The sequence below is a fragment of the Streptomyces sp. NPDC088915 genome, assembly GCF_044749825.1.
In the GTDB taxonomy this organism is placed as follows: domain Bacteria; phylum Actinomycetota; class Actinomycetes; order Streptomycetales; family Streptomycetaceae; genus Streptomyces.
The window spans coordinates 19,419-34,649 of the sequence record NZ_JBIVIR010000016.1 but is presented as its reverse complement, the minus strand read 5'-3'; the positions used below and the strand labels follow the sequence as shown (position 1 = coordinate 34,649).

Genomic DNA, 15,231 nt, shown 5'->3' with positions numbered 1-15,231 from the left:
GAGCGCCGGCCGCGCCCGCCACGACCGTACGGTTCCAACCGATGTGCGGTAAAAGTGCGCTATGTGCTGGAGTGCGACGGCCGACCTCTGGGCGGGCCTCGGGATCGGCGCCGTGGGCGTGGCCTGCCTCGCCTCCGTACGCCGCCCCGGGGACGCGCCGCTCGCCGCCCTGCCCCTGCTCCTGGGCGCCCACCAGGTCGTCGAGGCCGCCGTCTGGCACACCGGCGGCGGAGCCGGGCCCGCCACCCTCGCCTGGGCCGTCATCGCCCTGACCCTGCTGCCCCTCTGGCTGCCCGTCGGCGTCCTGACCGCCGCCCGCCCCGCCGACCGGCCGCGCCTGCTCGTCCCGCTCGCCGCCGGCCTCGCGACCGCCGGCGTCCTCGCCCACCGGCTCGCCACCCGCCCCGTCACCGCCGAGGTCCGCGGCCGCACCCTCGGCTACGTCGTCGACCTGCCGCACGCGCCGCTGGTCCTCGTCGCGTACCTCCTCGCCACCGTCGGCGCCCTGCTCCTCGCCCGCGACCGGCTCCTGCGGCTCCTCGGGCTCCTGACCGGGGCCGGAGCCGTCGTCTGCGCCCTCCTGTGGAGCACCGAGTTCGTCTCCACCTGGTGCGCCCTCGCTGCCGTCGCCTCCCTGCTACTGCTCGTCCGGGTGCGCGCCCGGGCGGGGCCCGATCCGCGTCCGATCCGGGGAAGCCCGTAACCCCCCGGCCGTTCAGCAGTTGACCAGGGCATGAAGAAGCGCAGCATGCTCGCCATCGCCTCCCTCGCCGCCGGTGTCGTCACCGCCCTCGTCACGCCTCCGCCGCAGGCGAACGCCGTCGTCGGGGACAACCCCATCGGCAGCCCCCTCGGCCTCCTCCAGCCGGACCACGGCGTCGGGAGCATCGTCCAGGACACCGTCCAGGGCGCCGGGGGCGGCCTCCAGTCCCCGGAGACCGGCGGACTGCTCTAGCCGGCCCCGTCCGTCCCCCGTGTCCGACGGCACGAACCGTGCCCCGCACCCCTACGGGCGGCGGGGCACCGGCGTGCCGAGACACGGCCGGAGGCAGCCCGTGCGCACCCGGTGCGCGAGTAATGACAGGATGTCCCCATGAGCGACAACGTTTACTTCGACATCACCATCAACGACGAGCCCGCGGGCCGCATCGTCTTCCAGCTGTTCGACGACGTCGTGCCGAAGACCGCGCAGAACTTCCGCGAGCTCGCCACCGGCCAGCACGGCTTCGGCTACGCCGGTTCCCCGTTCCACCGCGTCATCCCGAACTTCATGCTCCAGGGCGGTGACTTCACCAACGGCAACGGCACCGGCGGCAAGAGCATCTACGGCGAGAAGTTCGCGGACGAGAACTTCCAGCTGAAGCACGACCGCCCGTTCCTGCTCTCGATGGCCAACGCCGGCAAGAACACCAACGGCTCGCAGTTCTTCATCACCACGATCGTCACCGACTGGCTCGACGGCAAGCACGTCGTCTTCGGCGAGGTCGTCGAGGGCCAGGACCTGGTCAAGAAGATCGAGGGCCTCGGCTCCGGCTCCGGCGCCACCAAGGCCTCCATCAAGGTCGCCGACTCCGGCGTCGTGAAGGCCTGATCGCCTTCCGGAGCTGAGCGGAGGGCCCCGGGCCCCGCTCACAGACCCCGGCCGGGGCGGGAACGCGGTCCCACGGACCCGCGTCCCCGCCCCGCCGCGTGCGCCGGCCCGGTCCCGGGCTCAGGCGAACGCGCCCGCGTGGCGCTCCGCCCACGCCGAGAACGGCCGCGGCGCGCGCCCGAGGACCCGCTCCACGTCCGGGCTCACCCGCCGCTCCTCCTCGCCGGGATCGCCCATCACCGACAGCATCCCGTCGACGGCCTCCTCCGGCAGGAACCGCACCATCCGCTCCCGGGCCTCGCCCGCGCCCAGCGCCACGAACCCCACCGGAGCACCCACCGCCTCCGCCAGCGCCCGCACCTGCTCACGCGGCGTCACCGCGACCGGACCCGTGAGCACGTACGTCCGCCCCGCGTGCGCCGGACCGCGCAGCGCGGCGGCCGCGACCTCCGCGATGTCCGCCGGATCCACGACGGGCAGGGCCACGTCGGCGAAGGGGGCCGCCACCGTACGGGCCGAGCGCACCCGTTCGGCCCAGAGGAAGGCGTTGGAGGCGAAGCCGCCCGGACGCAGGACCGTCCACTCCAGGCCCGACCCCCGTACCGCCTCCTCGCACGCGCGCAGCGGCGCGTGCGACACCGATTCGGGTCGCGTCCCCACCAGTTGCGAGGACTGGAGCACGATCCGCCGCACCCCGCGGGCCACCGCCGCCGCCACGATCTCGCGCGGACGCAGGTCGTGTCCGAGCCCCGCGACGAGCAGGTACACCGCCCCGGCCCCCTCGAACAACCCCTCGAGACCGTCGACATCCGCCAGGTCGCCCCGCCGGTGCGTCACCCCGGCGGGCAGCTCCCCGGCCTCGCGGCGGCTCACCGCCACGACCTCCTCGCCGGCCGCGGCCAGCGCCTCCACCAGCGGTCGCCCGACGTTCCCGGTCGCTCCGGTCACCACGATCACGACTGTTCCCCTCCAGGAAGTCCGCGGCGGGGCGTGGGCGCCCCGCCGTCCTCGTGACCCCATCCTGGAAGTCGAACAGGCCATCTTCCGGCCGGTTCGGGAAGCCGGTTCCGCAAGCCGTTCCGACAGGTCCGGAACGGCCCGGGGGAGGGCTCAGCCCTCGGAGGAGCCCTGCTCGCCGAAACGCCGTTCGAACCGGGCGATCCGGCCCTCGGTGTCCACGGTCCGCGCCTTGCCCGTGTAGAAGGGGTGGCTCTCGGAGGAGATCTCGACGTCGATCACGGGGTACGTGTTGCCGTCGTCCCACTCGATGGTCCGGTCGCTGGTCGCGGTGGAGCGGGTCAGAAACGCGTACCCGGCCGAGCGGTCGCGGAAGACCACCGGGCCGTACTCGGGCTGCTTGTCCTGCTGCACGTGTCCTCCTCGGGCTGCCGCCCTGACTCGTCCGGCCTGATCGGCACGGCACTCCCAGCCTCCCCGGGGCCGCGGCCGCCGACCAGTGCCACGGGCCCGACCGGGTGACGGGCCCCACGCGCGCGTACCCCTCGACAGGGGGCGCCAACCGATGCCGACGGGCAACGCGGCCACCCCTTGCGGCCGTCCGACCGACAAGGAACCTCCGTACGGCTCAGCCGCCCTCCGGCCACCGTGCCGCGAGCAGCAGGGCGATGTCGTCCGGCCGGGACGTGGCCTGCCGGGCCTCCCTGGTCAGCCGGTCGGCCGTCTCCGAGAGCGGCAGGGAGGCCGTCGCGGCGAGCGCCCGGCGCAGCCGCTCGATCCCCTCGTCGATGTCCCTCCCCGGCCGCTCCACGAGACCGTCCGTGAACAGCGCGAGGACCGCCCCCGGGGCCAGTCGCAGCCGGGACACCGGGTACGAGGCCCCGTCGTCGATCCCCAGGACCATCCCGCCCGCCAGCTCCACCTGCTCGGCCGTCCCGTCCGGCCGCAGCAGCAGCGGCTGCGGATGCCCCGCCCGCACCGCCCGCGCCTCGCCCGTCTCCGGATCGAGCAGGACGTAGCAGCAGCTCGCGAACTGCCCCGGGTCCAGGTCGATCAGCAGCCGGTTGGTGCCCCGCATGACGTCCTGCGGCCGGTGGCCCCCGAGCGCGAACGCGCGCACCGCGCTGCGCAGCTGACCCATCGTGGCGGCGGCCGCCACCCCGTGGCCCTGCACGTCGCCGATGACCAGGGCGAGCCGCCCCTGACCCGTCTCGATCACGTCGTACCAGTCCCCGCCCACGTCCATGCCCTGTGTGCCCGGCAGGTAGCGGCCCACCGTGTCCACCCCGACCCGGACCGGCAGCCGGTGCGGCAGCAGCGCGTCCTGGAGCCCCCGCGCGACCGCCGACTCCGTGTCGTACCGCTGCGCCCGCTCCAGGGCCTGCGCGATCAGCCCCGCGAGCGCCGTGAGCACGGTCCGCTCCTCCGGGCCGAAGCCGCGGGGCTGGTCGAAGCCGAGGATGCAGGAGCCCACCGGCCGGCCCGAGGCGATCAGCGGCAGGAACGCCCGGGCCCCCGACTCCGCGTCCAGCGGAAGGTCCGGATAGGCCCGGCCCAACTGCTCCATCGACTCGAAGAAAAGCGGTCTGCCCGTCGTCAGCGTCTCCACCCCCGGCACCCGCGCGTCGAGCCCCACCCCGTCGAAGGGTTCGAGGAAGCCCTGCGGGAAACCCGTCTCCCACGCCAGGTAGAGGCGCCGGTCGCTCAGCAGGTAGATCGCGAGCTGCCGCCCGCCGAACGCCGGCAGCAGCTCCTCCGTCACCACCGCCGACACCTGGCGCGCCGTCACCGCCTCGGTGAGCGCGATCGCGAGCGCCACCGGCCGGTACAGGTCCGCCGCCCGGTCCCCGGGCGAGGCGAGGCCGTCCGTGAAGCGCCGGCCCGTCCCGGCCCTGTGCGCGAGGCCCGCCGGACCCTCCTCGGGGAGGAGCACCATCGTCACCCCGTCCCGCCCCGGGTGCAGGGAGACGGACAGCCACGTGCCCCCCTCCGGGCGGGCCAGGAAGCGCACCGGCTCCCCGGAGAGGAGGGCGGCCCGCATCTGCTCCTTGTGGAAGGTGTGTCCGAACCAGGGCAGCGCCTCCCACAGCGGCCGCCCGGCCAGGTCCCTGCGCGGCCGGCCGAGGAGCTGTTCCGTGCGCTCGTTGACGTACGTGACGCGGCCGAGCCGGTCGACGGCCAGGATCGCCTGCGGCAGCCGGTCGGTGGCGCCCGAGCCGATCAGACCGGTGCCGAGGTCGACGAGGGTGCCCACGAGCCGGGACCCGTTCTCGGTGCCGGTCCGCCGCGCGCGTGCGGACACCTCCAGGAGGTGCAGCCCGCCGTCCGGGCCCTTCAGCCGGAGCCTGCGCACCAGGGGGCGCCCGCCGGCGCCCGCCGCGTGCCGGGCCGCCGCCCACAGCGCGTACCCGTCCTCCGGCTCCAGGAGGGACGTGAGGAGTTCGATCGTGCAGGGCGAGGTCACGCCCGCCCCGAGGATCCTCAGGAGCCCGTCGTCCATCGTGACGGTGCCCGAGAGCAGGTCCCAGTCGAAGGAGCCGAACCGCACCGGGGGCCCCGAACCGGTCGGCAGCTGCACGCACACGGGATCGCCCGCCCACTCGACCGCCGTCCCCTGGCGGGACAGCTCGGTCAGGGCCTCGCCGAGCCGGAGCGCGCCCCGTGTCATCCGGCTCCGGTCCCGCGCGTCCACCGGTATGCCCGGGGTGGGCGCGCGCAGCGCCACGAGCACGCCGAAGCGCTCGCGGCCCGCGAGGACCGGCGCGTACAGCGAGGCGAAGGGGAACGGCAGGCTCGCCACCAGTTGGGGGAAGCGCCGCATCGCCTCCTCGACGTCGGCGAGGTGGACGGCCTGGCCCGAACGATGGACCTCGGCCACCGGGAACGGGCGGTTGGCGTGCATCCGCCACCACGGACGGAACAACGGCCCCGGCAGCCCCACGAGGATCGCGAGCCGCAGCAACCCCGGTGTCTCGGAGCGCAGGTACACCCCGCCCGCGTAGCCGCCGACCTCCTCCACGGCCCCGAGCGCCGCCTCCGCGAGCGCCCACGTCAGGGCGCCGGAAGCGGGCTCGTCGCCGGCTCCGCTCCCGGACGGACGCCCGGTACCGCCCGCCGGGCCGGGGCCGGAAGCGTCGCGCGAGGTCACACAGCCAGCATGCCCCCGGGGCCGAAGCCCCCGCATCCCGGAAGGCTCCCCGCCGAATGGAGTCGTTGACCGTTCGCGTCCGGGCCGTCACACTCGGTGGTCGACCGCCGCCGTCGACGCGCGGCGGCGCCACCGCGCGACCAGGGGGCACGATGACCGGCCGGGTTCTTCCGTACGACGTCCACGGCGAAGGGCCGGGCAGGGCCCTCGTCCTCCACGGCTGGTTCGGCGACCGCACCGGCTTCGTCCCGCTCCGCGCCCACCTGGACGCCTCCGTCGGCACCTACGCCTTCGTCGACTGCCGGGGCTACGGCGAGGCCCTCGACCACGAGGGCGCCTACACGATGGAGGAGGTGGCGGCCGACGCCCTGGCGGTCGCCGACGACCTCGGCTGGGACTCCTTCTCCGTCATCGGCCACTCGATGGGCGGCAAGGCGGCCCAGCTGGTGCTCCTCGAAGCCCCCGACCGGGTCCGCTCGCTCATCGGCGTCTCGCCGGTCTCCGCCGCCGGGTTCCCCCTCGACGAGGCGTCCTGGGACCTCTTCGCCGGGGCCGCGGGGGAGCCGGCCAACCGGCGCGCGATCATCGACCGCACCACCGGCGGCCGGTACGACGACGCCTGGCTGGGCGCGCTCGTCGACCGCTCCCTCAACCGCTCCTCCGCCACGGCCTTCCGCGCCTACCTGGACTCCTGGTCCCGCGCCGACTTCCACGAGCGCGTCCGCGACAACCCCACGCCCGTCCTCCTCGTCGTCGGCGCGCACGACCCGGCGCTCGGCACCGAGGCGATGGAGGGCACCTGGCTGCGCTGGTACCCCAACGCGCGCCTCGAAGTCATCGAGGACGCCGGGCACTACGCCCCCGAGGAGACCCCGCGGGCCCTCGCCGAGGCCATCGAGGCCTTCCTCGCCGCCTGAAGCGGGGGACGCCCGGGGCCCGCTCGCCTCGCCGAGCGGGCCTGCGTGCCTACCCTGGAGGGACGTGGTCGTCCGTCCCGGGCCCGCCCGGACGGGCGCACAGGCGGAAGGGCGTCGGACCATGGTCTTCAGCGATCGCAGCGACGCGGGACGGCGGCTCGCCGCCCGGCTCGCCCACCTCGAGGGCCAGGACGTCGTGGTCCTCGGTCTTCCGCGCGGCGGCGTGCCGGTGGCCGTCGAGGTCGCCGACGCCCTCGACGCCCCCCTCGACATCTGTCTCGTCCGGAAGCTGGGCGTGCCCCACCGGCCGGAGGTCGCGATGGGCGCGATCGGCGAGGGCGGGGTCCGGGTGCTCAACGAGCAGGTGCTCCACGAGGCCGGTGTGGACGCCCGGGCGCTCGCCGCCGTGGAGGAGCGCGAGCTGGCCGAGCTGGAGCAGCGCGCCCGCCGCTACCGGGGCAGCCGGACGCCCGTACCCCTGGAAGGGCGGACGGTCCTCGTCGTCGACGACGGGCTCGCCACCGGCGCCACGGCCCTGGCGGCCTGCCGGGTGGTCCGCGCCCGGGGCGCGGCCCGGATCGTCCTCGCGGTGCCGGTCGCGCCGCCCGGCTGGACGGCCCGGCTCGGCGGCGAGGCCGACGAGACCGTCGGCGTCGACACCCCGGAGGGGTTCTACGCGGTCGGCCAGTTCTACCGGGACTTCCCGCAGACGCCGGACGACGAGGTGATCGCCTGTCTGGACCGGAGCCGGGCCGCGCGCGACCCCGTCGTCCGGGACGAGGAGGTGCGGATCCCGGTCGAGGGCGCCACCCTCGCGGGGAGGCTCGCCGTGCCCGAGGGGGCCGCCGGCCTCGTCCTGTTCGCCCACGGCAGCGGCAGCAGCCGCCACAGCCCCCGGAACCGGGCGGTCGCCGCGGAGCTGAACCGGGCCGGACTCGGGACCCTGCTGTTCGACCTGCTGAGCGAGGCGGAGGCGACCGACCGGGCGCACGTCTTCGACACCCCGCTCCTCGCGGGCCGGCTCGCCGGGGTCACGAAGCGGCTGGCCGGGCGGCCCGGCGTCGCGGGGCTCCCGCTCGGCTACTTCGGGGCGAGCACGGGAGCGGCGGCCGCGCTGTGGGCGGCGGGCGACCCCGCGTCCCCCGTCGCCGCCGTCGTCTCGCGCGGCGGCCGGCCGGACCTCGCGGCCGACCGGCTCGCCGGGGTGCGGGCCCCGACCCTCTTGGTGGTGGGCGGCGACGACCCGCTGGTCCTGGACCTCAACCGGCGGGCCGGGGCGCTGCTGCGCTGCGAGAACCGGCTGGCCGTGGTGGAGGGCGCCACCCACCTCTTCGAGGAGCCCGGCGCCCTGGAGGAGGTGGCGGAGCTCGCCACCTCCTGGTTCACCGCGCACTTCCGGGGCCGGGGCGCCCCGGAAGCGTCCGGTGCGGACTAGTACGCGCTGTCGACGTTGTCGATGGAGCCGTAGCGGTCGGCCGCGTAGTTGCAGGCGGCGGTGATGTTGGCGACCGGGTCGTACATGTCCATCGACGTGCCGGGCACGTGGTAGGCCAGGAAGGTCGGCTCGATGACCTGGAGGAGGCCCTTCGAGGGGGTGCCATTGACGGCGTTGATGTCCCAGTTGTTGATGGCCAGCGGGTTCCCGGAGGACTCGCGCATGATGTTGCGGTGGATGCCCTCGTAGGAACCGGGGATGCCGTGCTGGGCCATGACGTCCAGCGACTGCCGGATCCAGCCGTCCAGGTTGTCGGCGTACTGGGTGGCGGCGACCGGGGCGGCCTCGACCGGGGTGGCCGGAGCGGCGACGGCCGGGGCGGCGGCGGAGGCCCCCGTGCCGGTGTCGGCGGACGGGGCGGCCGCGCGGCGCTCGGAGCGGTTCGCCCGGTCGGTCGAAGTGGACTTCTCCGCCTTCGCGGTGGCCTTCCGCTCCGCCTTTTCCTGCGTCTTCGGCTGCGCCGGGGCAGCCTTGGCGGCGCCCCGATGAATCGTCAGTTCCAGACCCGGGTGGATGAGTGACGGATTGTCACCCACGGCGCTCTGGTTGGCACGGTAAAGGCTCTTCCAGCCCCCCTGAATTCCCTTCTTGTGGGCGATCAGGGAAAGCGAGTCACCGCTCACGACGGTGTACGTGCGCGTGGCCTCCGGAGCGGCCGGAGCCTTGGCGGCGGCCGGGGCGGCGGGGGCGGTGAAGGCCTTGGCGGCGATCTCCGGGGCCGGGGCGGCGGGCGCGGCGCCGGCCGTGGCGGGGGCGATCAGGGGCAGGGACAGCGCGGCCCCACCCGTGCCGACCAGGGCGAGTCCACGGGAGATGTGGTTGCGGCGGGGGCGGCGGTGCTTACCGTGTGCAGGCATGACGGGATTCCTCTCCGGCGCCTACGAGGTGAGCTGTCGGGTTCGGACGGGAGATGTCCGGCCGCGCGCACGCGGCTGCACCCCGAGCCGTTCCGGATTCCGGACCGGCGTATTCGTGGGTCCCCCGCTCCTGCCGTCGGGTGAAAAGGGAGGTTTCCGAGCGGTGGCAGGATTAGGCGTTCCGCTCGAATGGGGGTGACCGTAGGCCAGTAATACGGCGAATAACAAGAGGATCAGAGCGGCGGCCCCGGTAAATGGATCACCGAATTCGGGGAATTCAAGATCGGCCGGGCTCCGGAAGCGCCGAACTTCCTTGTGCGGTACGGGGTGGGGGAGGGCGGCGCCGTGCGGCGGGCCGTGCGGAGTGAGTCGCGTCACCCGGTGAGTTATGTCCGAATATGCGACGTAATTCCATTGATGGGGAAATAAGGCGAAAATCGATGGAGTGGGGCCTCTGGGGCATGAAGAGCCGTTGTAGCGGCATTCGGGGGCACTCAAGGGCAAAGCAGGCAAAGCCGACATTCTTCTTGAAGGATGGAGTGACCGACCCAGGAGCCGCCCGATGCCCCCCGCCGCCCCCCAGCTCACCCCCGCCGCCCCCGCCGCCCCCGACGTCCTCGACCGTGAGGCGGCCGCCCTCTACGAGAGCGCCGTCTGGCAGCGGATCGTCACCGACTGGCCCGCCCCCGCCCCCGTACCGCTCGCGCCCGCGCCCGCCCCCGCCCCGCTGCCGCCGGGCGAGGAGGGGAGCTGGCGGGACCTGCTCAGCGTGCCCGTCGAGCGGCTCGTGGCCGAGGCGCTCGACGCGCTCCCGGCGCCGGGCCCCGCCGAGCGCCGCCTCCCCGGCCGGATCGGAGCCGTCCTGCCGGACCGCCTCCACGTCTGGCGCCGCGTCGGCCGGGCCGAGCTGCGCCCCTCGGTCCACCTCGGCTACGCGCGCCTCGTCCTGACCGAGTGGGGCTGGCAGAACGCCCCGTACAAGCTGCGCGACAGGCGGGGGGCCCGCTGTGTCTGCGGGGCGCTCCTCGCCGCCCACCGCCTCGGCTACGGCGGCGCGGACACCATGAACGAGGCGGCCGCCTGGATCATGACCGAGCTGCGGTCGCGGGGGTGGCGGGACCTCATCGGGCCGTGGAACCGGGCCCCCGGGCGCACGGCCGACGACGCCCTCGCCCTCCTCGACGCCACGATCCACCGCGCCGCGCACGCCGGCCGCTGACGGCGCCGCCCGGGCGCGGGGCCCCCGTACGCCCCCGCGCCCGGGCCGCCGTGATCAGCCGCTGACGCTCGGGGCGCCGTTCTCGATGTGGCCGGTGTACCGGCGCGACCAGGTCCCGTCGACGCCGGTGGTGATCGTGAAGTCGTACCAGCCCTTGTGGTAGGCCACGGCGTTGAAGAAGTCCTCGGTGCCGGAGTTCGCCGGCACCGTGTACGTCCACGGTCCGTCCGTCCGGTAGGCGTTGGAGCGGATCGTGAAGGTGACGGGCCCGCCGGAGGCGTTGGTCATCCTGAACCAGAGGGCCGTCTTGCCCGTCCCCGGCTCGGTCGCGAACCGGGCCGCCACCTCGACGTCCTTGCCCGCCTTGGAGGCGTCGCCGATGAACCGGCGCAGGAAGCGGTTGGGCCCCATCATCGAGATGTCGTACTTCCCGGACCCCGAGCCGGTGCCGATGTTGAAGAAGTCGGTGGCCGTGCCGCCGGGGTCCACGGTGTACTGCCAGGCGGCCGTGTCGCGGTGCTGGTGCGGGTGGATCGAGAAGTGCGCGGCCCGCCTGGCCTCCGCCCCCTGGTTCGTCATCGAGAACCAGGCCAGGATCTTGCCGCCGGAGCCGAACTCGAAGCGGTCCAGGTTGCCGTTCACCTGGTACGGCAGGGCGCGCGCCGGCCGGGTGCCGGACTCCTGCGCGGGCAGGGCGTTGTTCTGCGGGACCGGGTTCGGCAGCGGCCCGCAGGTGCTCTGGCCGATGACCTTCGCCGTGGACGGAAGCCCGGCGGGCACTCCGTACACCGGGTGGGCGAAGTCGAAGACGCCGGTCAGGTCGCCCGTCACCCTCCGCCGCCAGGCGCTGATGTTCGGGCAGGCGGCCGGGGTGCCGAGGGCCGTCGTCCAGGTCTCCAGGAAGCGCAGCACGGAGGTGTGGTCGAAGACCTCGGAGCTCACCCAGCCGCCCCGGGTCCACGGGGACATGACGAGCATGGGGACGCGGAAGCCCAGGCCGATCGGCACGCCGTCGAGGTACTCGCCCGGGGTGCCCGGCGGGGCGACCGGCGGCGGCACGTGGTCGAAGAAGCCGTCGTTCTCGTCGTAGTTGAGGAACAGCACCGTCGAGTCGAACACCTCGGCGTCGGCGGCGAGCGCGCGGTGGACGAGGTCGACGAAGTGCGCGCCGTCGCCGGGCGGGGCGTAGGGGTGCTCGGAGAACGCCTCGCTCGCGACCACCCACGACACCTGCGGCAGGGTCCCCGCGAGCACGTCCGCGCGGATCGCCGCCGCGATGTCGTCCGGGGTCGAGCCGGTCACCTTCGGGACCGAGCCCATGCCCCGGTCGTACAGCGGGTCGCCGGGCCGCGCGTCGGTGAACCTCTTGAAGTACGCGAGGCCGTTGTCGCCGTAGTTGTCCTGGGCGTTCTGGTAGACCTTCCAGCTCACCCCGGCGCGCTGGAGCGCCTCCGCGTACGTCTCCCAGGTCAGGCCCCGCTCCTCGCCGCCGTCCTTGCTGGAGGCGTCGATCTTCCCGCTCCACAGGAAGGTGCGGTTGGGGCCGGTGGCGCTGAGCGCCGAGCAGAAGTACGCGTCGCAGATCGTGTAGTGGTCGGCGAGCGCGTGGTGGAAGGGGATGTCCTCGCGGTCGAGGTGGCCGAGGGTGCGGACGTTGCCCACGCCCGTCACCCAGTTGTCGAGGCGTCCCTTGTTCCAGGCCGCGTGCTGCGAGGTCCAGCTGTGCGGCAGGTCGCCGCTGCACTGTGCGAGGGTCTCCCCGTCCGCTCCGCCGGCCGGCGGGGTGTCGCTGAGCTTCCACGGGTACTGACGGCCGCCCAGATGGGGCTGGTTGAACGTCCCCCAGCCGCCGGGCAGGTTGCCCGCCGCGCGGTCGGCGAAGCCCCGCACCCCGCGCAGGGTGCCGAAGTAGTGGTCGAAGCTGCGGTTCTCCTGCATGAGGATCACCACGTGGCGGACGTCGGTGAGGGTGCCGGTCGCGGCCCGCGCGGCGGCCGACGCGGGTGCCGGCGGCAGCGCCGCCCCCGCCACGAGCCCCGCGCCGATGCCGACGAACCCCCTGCGGCTGATGGGAATCATGCCCCGCCTCTCGTGTCACGGTGTGCCCCGGCGGCACGTCGGACACATGATGGAGGCGGGGGCGGCCAAAGGTATACGCCCGTGCGGTAATTACTGGGTTAACAGCCGGGATTCCCGGGATCCTGGACCGATGATTGGTCCGACTGCGTACCAATGGCGACGGGTGGGTCAGACGGTGACGACCTTCACCCCGGCCTCGGTGAGCTGGGCGGCCGTCTCCGGCGCGATGCCCGTGTCGGTCACCAGGGTGTCGATCCGGTCCAGACCACAGATCCGCGCGAACGCCCGGCGGCCCATCTTCGAGGAGTCGGTCACCACGACGACCCGGCTCGCCCGCTCCGCGAAGAGGCGGCTGATGCTCGCCTCGTCCTCGTGGTGCGCCATCACGCCCAGCTCGGCGTCGACCCCGTCGACCCCGAGCACCACCACGTCGAGCACCACCTCGCTGAGCACCCCGACCGTCAGCGGGCCGACCAGTTCGTAGGTCTGGGGACGGGCGACGCCGCCCGTCGTGACGATCTTGATCTGCGGGCGCACCGCCAACTCGCCCGCGATGTTCAGCGCGTTGGTGACCACGGTCAGCGCCGGCCCCGCGGACGCCGTCACCGGCCCCGGGACCTCGGCGCGCCCGCTCGCGAACCGCAGCGCCAGCGCCCGCGCCACCTCCGTCGTCGTCGTGCCGCCGTTGAGTCCGACGACCTCGCCGGGCGCGACCAGATCGGCCGCGGCCTCCGCGATCCGCTTCTTCTCCGGCGCGTGCCGCGTCGACTTGTACCGCAGGGGGAGTTCGTACGACACGCCGTGTGCGACCGCGCCGCCCCGCGTCCGTACGAGAAGCTGCTGCTCGGCGAGTTCGTCGAGGTCCCGGCGGATCGTGGCCGCGGAGACGTCGAGCGTCGTCGCCGCCTCCTCCACCTCGATCTTTCCCGAGGCCGCCAGTAGTTCGAGGAGCGTGTTCCACCGCTCGTGCTTGGACATGGGTCCCTCCCTCCCGGTCGTGCGAGCGTCCGATTCTAGCCTCCGACGGGCGGGGGATCTGGAAACAGCGTGCATGTTTCTGCTTGAATGGCTTCGAATTCAAGCATGTTCATTCAATATCGCGCAGTCTTTCTTGCAAGGAGATCGGGATGAGCACCACTCGCACCGCCGTGGAGATCGCCTCTCAGCCGGCGACCTGGCGCCAGGCGGCCCGCACCCTGCCCCGGCACGTCGCCGCCCTGCCCCGCCGGGGCGAGCGGGTCGCGGTCGTCGGCTGCGGCACCTCCTGGTTCATGGCCCTGGCCTACGCCGAGCTGCGCGAGTCCGGCGGCCACGGCGAGACCGACGCCTTCGCGGCCTCCGAGTTCCCCCACGGACGCCGCTACGACCGGGTCGTGGCGATCACCCGCTCCGGCACCACCAGCGAGGTCCTCGCCGTGCTCTCCCGGCTGCGCGGCACCGTGCCCACGGGCGCGGTCACGGCCGACCCCGCCACCCCGGTGATGGACCTCGCCGACGAGGTCGCCGTCCTCGACTTCGCGGACGAGGAGTCGGTCGTCCAGACCCGCTTCGCCACCACCGCGCTCGCCCTCTTCCGCGCGCACCTGGAGGCCGAGGACGCCCTCCCCGAGGGCACGGCCACCGTCGAGGACGCGGCGCGGGACGCCGAACAGGCCCTCTCCTCCCCGCTGGACGAGAACGTCCTCACGGCCGAACAGTTCACCTTCCTCGGCAGCGGCTGGACCTACGGACTCGCCCTGGAGGCCGGACTCAAGATGCGCGAGGCGGCGGGCGCGTGGACGGAGGCGTACCCCGCGATGGAGTACCGCCACGGCCCGATCAGCATCACCGGCCCCGGCCGGGTCGCCTGGGGCTTCGGCGCCCTGCCCGCCGGACTCGCGGACGACGTGCGGAAGGTCGGCGGCATCCTCTCCGAGAGCGGCCTCGACCCCCTCGCGGACCTGGTCCGCGCCCAGCGCCTCGCCGTCGCCGTCGCCGAGGCCCAGGGACTGAACCCGGACACCCCCCGCAACCTGACCCGCTCCGTGGTCCTCTCCGACGTCCATGCCTGACGAGCCGGTGTCCATGCCCGACCGCCGCCTCGACCGCCGCCCCGTTCGCCGCACCCCGGAAGAAGACGTGCCATGCCGCTGACGCCGACCGACGAGATCGCCCGCCGCGCCCGCGCGGCGGGCACCGGAGTGGGGGCCTTCAACGTCCTCCAGCTCGAACACGCCCAGGCCATCGTGGCCGGCGCCGAGAACGCCGACCGGCCGGTCGTCCTCCAGATCAGCGAGAACACCGTCCGCTACCACGGCGCCCTGGAGCCGGTCGCCCTCGCCTCCCTGGCGGTCGCCCGCGCCGCCAAGGTGCCCGTCGCCGTCCACCTCGACCACGCCGAGAACCCCGACCTCGTCCGCGAGGCCGTCGGACTCGGCCTGGGCTCGGTCATGTTCGACGCCTCGAAGCTCCCCTACGACGAGAACGTCGCCGCGACCCGGGAGGTCGTGGAGGAGTGCCACCGCCACGGCGTCTGGGTCGAGGCCGAACTCGGCGAGGTCGGCGGCAAGGGCGGCGCCCACACCCCGGGCGTGCGCACGGACCCGGAGGAGGCCCGCGCCTTCGTCGCCGCCACCGGCGTCGACGCCCTCGCCGTCGCCGTCGGCAGCTCCCACCAGATGCTGACCCGGGACGCGGTCCTCGACTTCGACCTGATCGCCCGGCTGCGCGTCGCGGTCGACGTCCCCCTGGTCCTGCACGGCTCCTCGGGGGTCTCGAACGCGGACCTCGCCACCGCCGTCACCGCCGGCATGACCAAGGTGAACGTCTCCACCCACCTGAACAAGGCCTTCACCCGGGCGGTCCGCGACCACCTCGCCGACCACCCCGACGCGGTCGACCCCCGCCACTACCTGACCCCGGCCCGCGCGGCCGTGGCCCGGGAGGTCGCCCACCTCCTGACGGTCCTGGCCCCGGCCTGACCGGCGCG

14 protein-coding genes and 1 riboswitch are annotated in these 15,231 nt (G+C 74.2%); of the genes, 8 read left to right on the top strand and 6 right to left on the bottom strand.

Features of this window, described 5'->3' with window-relative positions; genetic code table 11:
* Positions 1 to 61 precede the first annotated feature (61 nt).
* The 3 genes from ACIP5O_RS26785 to ACIP5O_RS26775 all read left to right on the top strand — a co-directional run bounded on the left by ACIP5O_RS26785 (position 62) and on the right by ACIP5O_RS26775 (position 1,591).
* The gene (locus ACIP5O_RS26785) at positions 62 to 703 is read left to right on the top strand and encodes a DUF6629 family protein (RefSeq protein ID WP_401297429.1); all 642 of its coding nucleotides are present in this window, start codon (positions 62 to 64) and stop codon (positions 701 to 703) included.
* A gap of 30 nt (positions 704 to 733) precedes the next feature.
* Positions 734 to 955 carry a hypothetical protein gene (locus tag ACIP5O_RS26780; protein WP_401297427.1) on the top strand — a complete coding sequence of 74 codons (222 nt, stop codon included), beginning with the start codon at positions 734 to 736 and terminating at the stop codon, positions 953 to 955.
* 138 nt (positions 956 to 1,093) lie between these two features.
* Positions 1,094 to 1,591, top strand: a complete 498-nt coding sequence (locus ACIP5O_RS26775) for a peptidylprolyl isomerase (RefSeq protein ID WP_401297425.1) — start codon at positions 1,094 to 1,096, stop codon at positions 1,589 to 1,591.
* Between the two features lie 120 nt (positions 1,592 to 1,711).
* Here the strand turns inward: ACIP5O_RS26775 and ACIP5O_RS26770 are convergent, their stop codons facing one another.
* The 3 genes from ACIP5O_RS26770 to ACIP5O_RS26760 form a co-directional block, all read right to left on the bottom strand.
* Positions 1,712 to 2,548 carry an NAD(P)H-binding protein gene (locus tag ACIP5O_RS26770; protein WP_401297423.1) on the bottom strand — a complete coding sequence of 279 codons (837 nt, stop codon included), beginning with the start codon at positions 2,546 to 2,548 and terminating at the stop codon, positions 1,712 to 1,714.
* A 153-nt stretch (positions 2,549 to 2,701) separates the two neighbouring features.
* Positions 2,702 to 2,962: a type B 50S ribosomal protein L31 gene (locus ACIP5O_RS26765; protein ID WP_030212502.1), complete on the bottom strand. Its 261-nt coding sequence runs from the start codon at positions 2,960 to 2,962 to the stop codon at positions 2,702 to 2,704.
* Positions 2,963 to 3,176: 214 nt separating this feature from the next.
* Positions 3,177 to 5,696, bottom strand: a complete 2,520-nt coding sequence (locus tag ACIP5O_RS26760) for a SpoIIE family protein phosphatase (protein ID WP_401297421.1) — start codon at positions 5,694 to 5,696, stop codon at positions 3,177 to 3,179.
* 152 nt (positions 5,697 to 5,848) lie between these two features.
* On the opposite strand from ACIP5O_RS26760, the gene ACIP5O_RS26755 reads away from it, so the two are divergent.
* Positions 5,849 to 6,613 (top strand): alpha/beta fold hydrolase, encoded by a 765-nt coding sequence (locus ACIP5O_RS26755; RefSeq protein ID WP_401297419.1) that lies wholly within the window; start codon positions 5,849 to 5,851, stop codon positions 6,611 to 6,613.
* Positions 6,614 to 6,734: 121 nt separating this feature from the next.
* Positions 6,735 to 8,048 (top strand): phosphoribosyltransferase family protein, encoded by a 1,314-nt coding sequence (locus ACIP5O_RS26750; protein WP_401297417.1) that lies wholly within the window; start codon positions 6,735 to 6,737, stop codon positions 8,046 to 8,048.
* Here ACIP5O_RS26750 and ACIP5O_RS26745 read toward each other — a convergent pair.
* Positions 8,045 to 8,965 carry a transglycosylase SLT domain-containing protein gene (locus ACIP5O_RS26745; RefSeq protein WP_401297415.1) on the bottom strand — a complete coding sequence of 307 codons (921 nt, stop codon included), beginning with the start codon at positions 8,963 to 8,965 and terminating at the stop codon, positions 8,045 to 8,047. The two genes, ACIP5O_RS26750 and ACIP5O_RS26745, sit on opposite strands and share 4 nt — an antisense overlap.
* A 5-nt stretch (positions 8,966 to 8,970) precedes the next feature.
* A riboswitch (cyclic di-AMP (ydaO/yuaA leader) is annotated at positions 8,971 to 9,154 on the bottom strand.
* Between the two features lie 373 nt (positions 9,155 to 9,527).
* Between ACIP5O_RS26745 and ACIP5O_RS26740 the strand changes: the two genes are divergently transcribed.
* Positions 9,528 to 10,184, top strand: coding sequence for a hypothetical protein (locus tag ACIP5O_RS26740; RefSeq protein WP_401297413.1), 657 nt, complete (start codon positions 9,528 to 9,530; stop codon positions 10,182 to 10,184).
* Positions 10,185 to 10,238: 54 nt separating this feature from the next.
* Here ACIP5O_RS26740 and ACIP5O_RS26735 read toward each other — a convergent pair whose 3' ends face one another.
* Entirely contained in the window at positions 10,239 to 12,263 is a 2,025-nt protein-coding gene (locus tag ACIP5O_RS26735; RefSeq protein ID WP_401297411.1) for a phosphocholine-specific phospholipase C, read from the bottom strand.
* Positions 12,264 to 12,431: 168 nt separating this feature from the next.
* Positions 12,432 to 13,241, bottom strand: coding sequence for a DeoR/GlpR family DNA-binding transcription regulator (locus ACIP5O_RS26730; RefSeq protein ID WP_401297409.1), 810 nt, complete (start codon positions 13,239 to 13,241; stop codon positions 12,432 to 12,434).
* Between the two features lie 149 nt (positions 13,242 to 13,390).
* On the opposite strand from ACIP5O_RS26730, the gene ACIP5O_RS26725 reads away from it, so the two are divergent.
* Together ACIP5O_RS26725 and ACIP5O_RS26720 are read left to right on the top strand one after the other, a co-directional pair.
* Positions 13,391 to 14,314: an SIS domain-containing protein gene (locus ACIP5O_RS26725; protein ID WP_401297407.1), complete on the top strand. Its 924-nt coding sequence runs from the start codon at positions 13,391 to 13,393 to the stop codon at positions 14,312 to 14,314.
* 72 nt (positions 14,315 to 14,386) lie between these two features.
* A complete protein-coding gene (locus ACIP5O_RS26720; protein WP_125663195.1) occupies positions 14,387 to 15,223 on the top strand; it encodes a class II fructose-bisphosphate aldolase in 837 nt (278 codons plus the stop codon).
* Positions 15,224 to 15,231 lie beyond the last annotated feature (8 nt).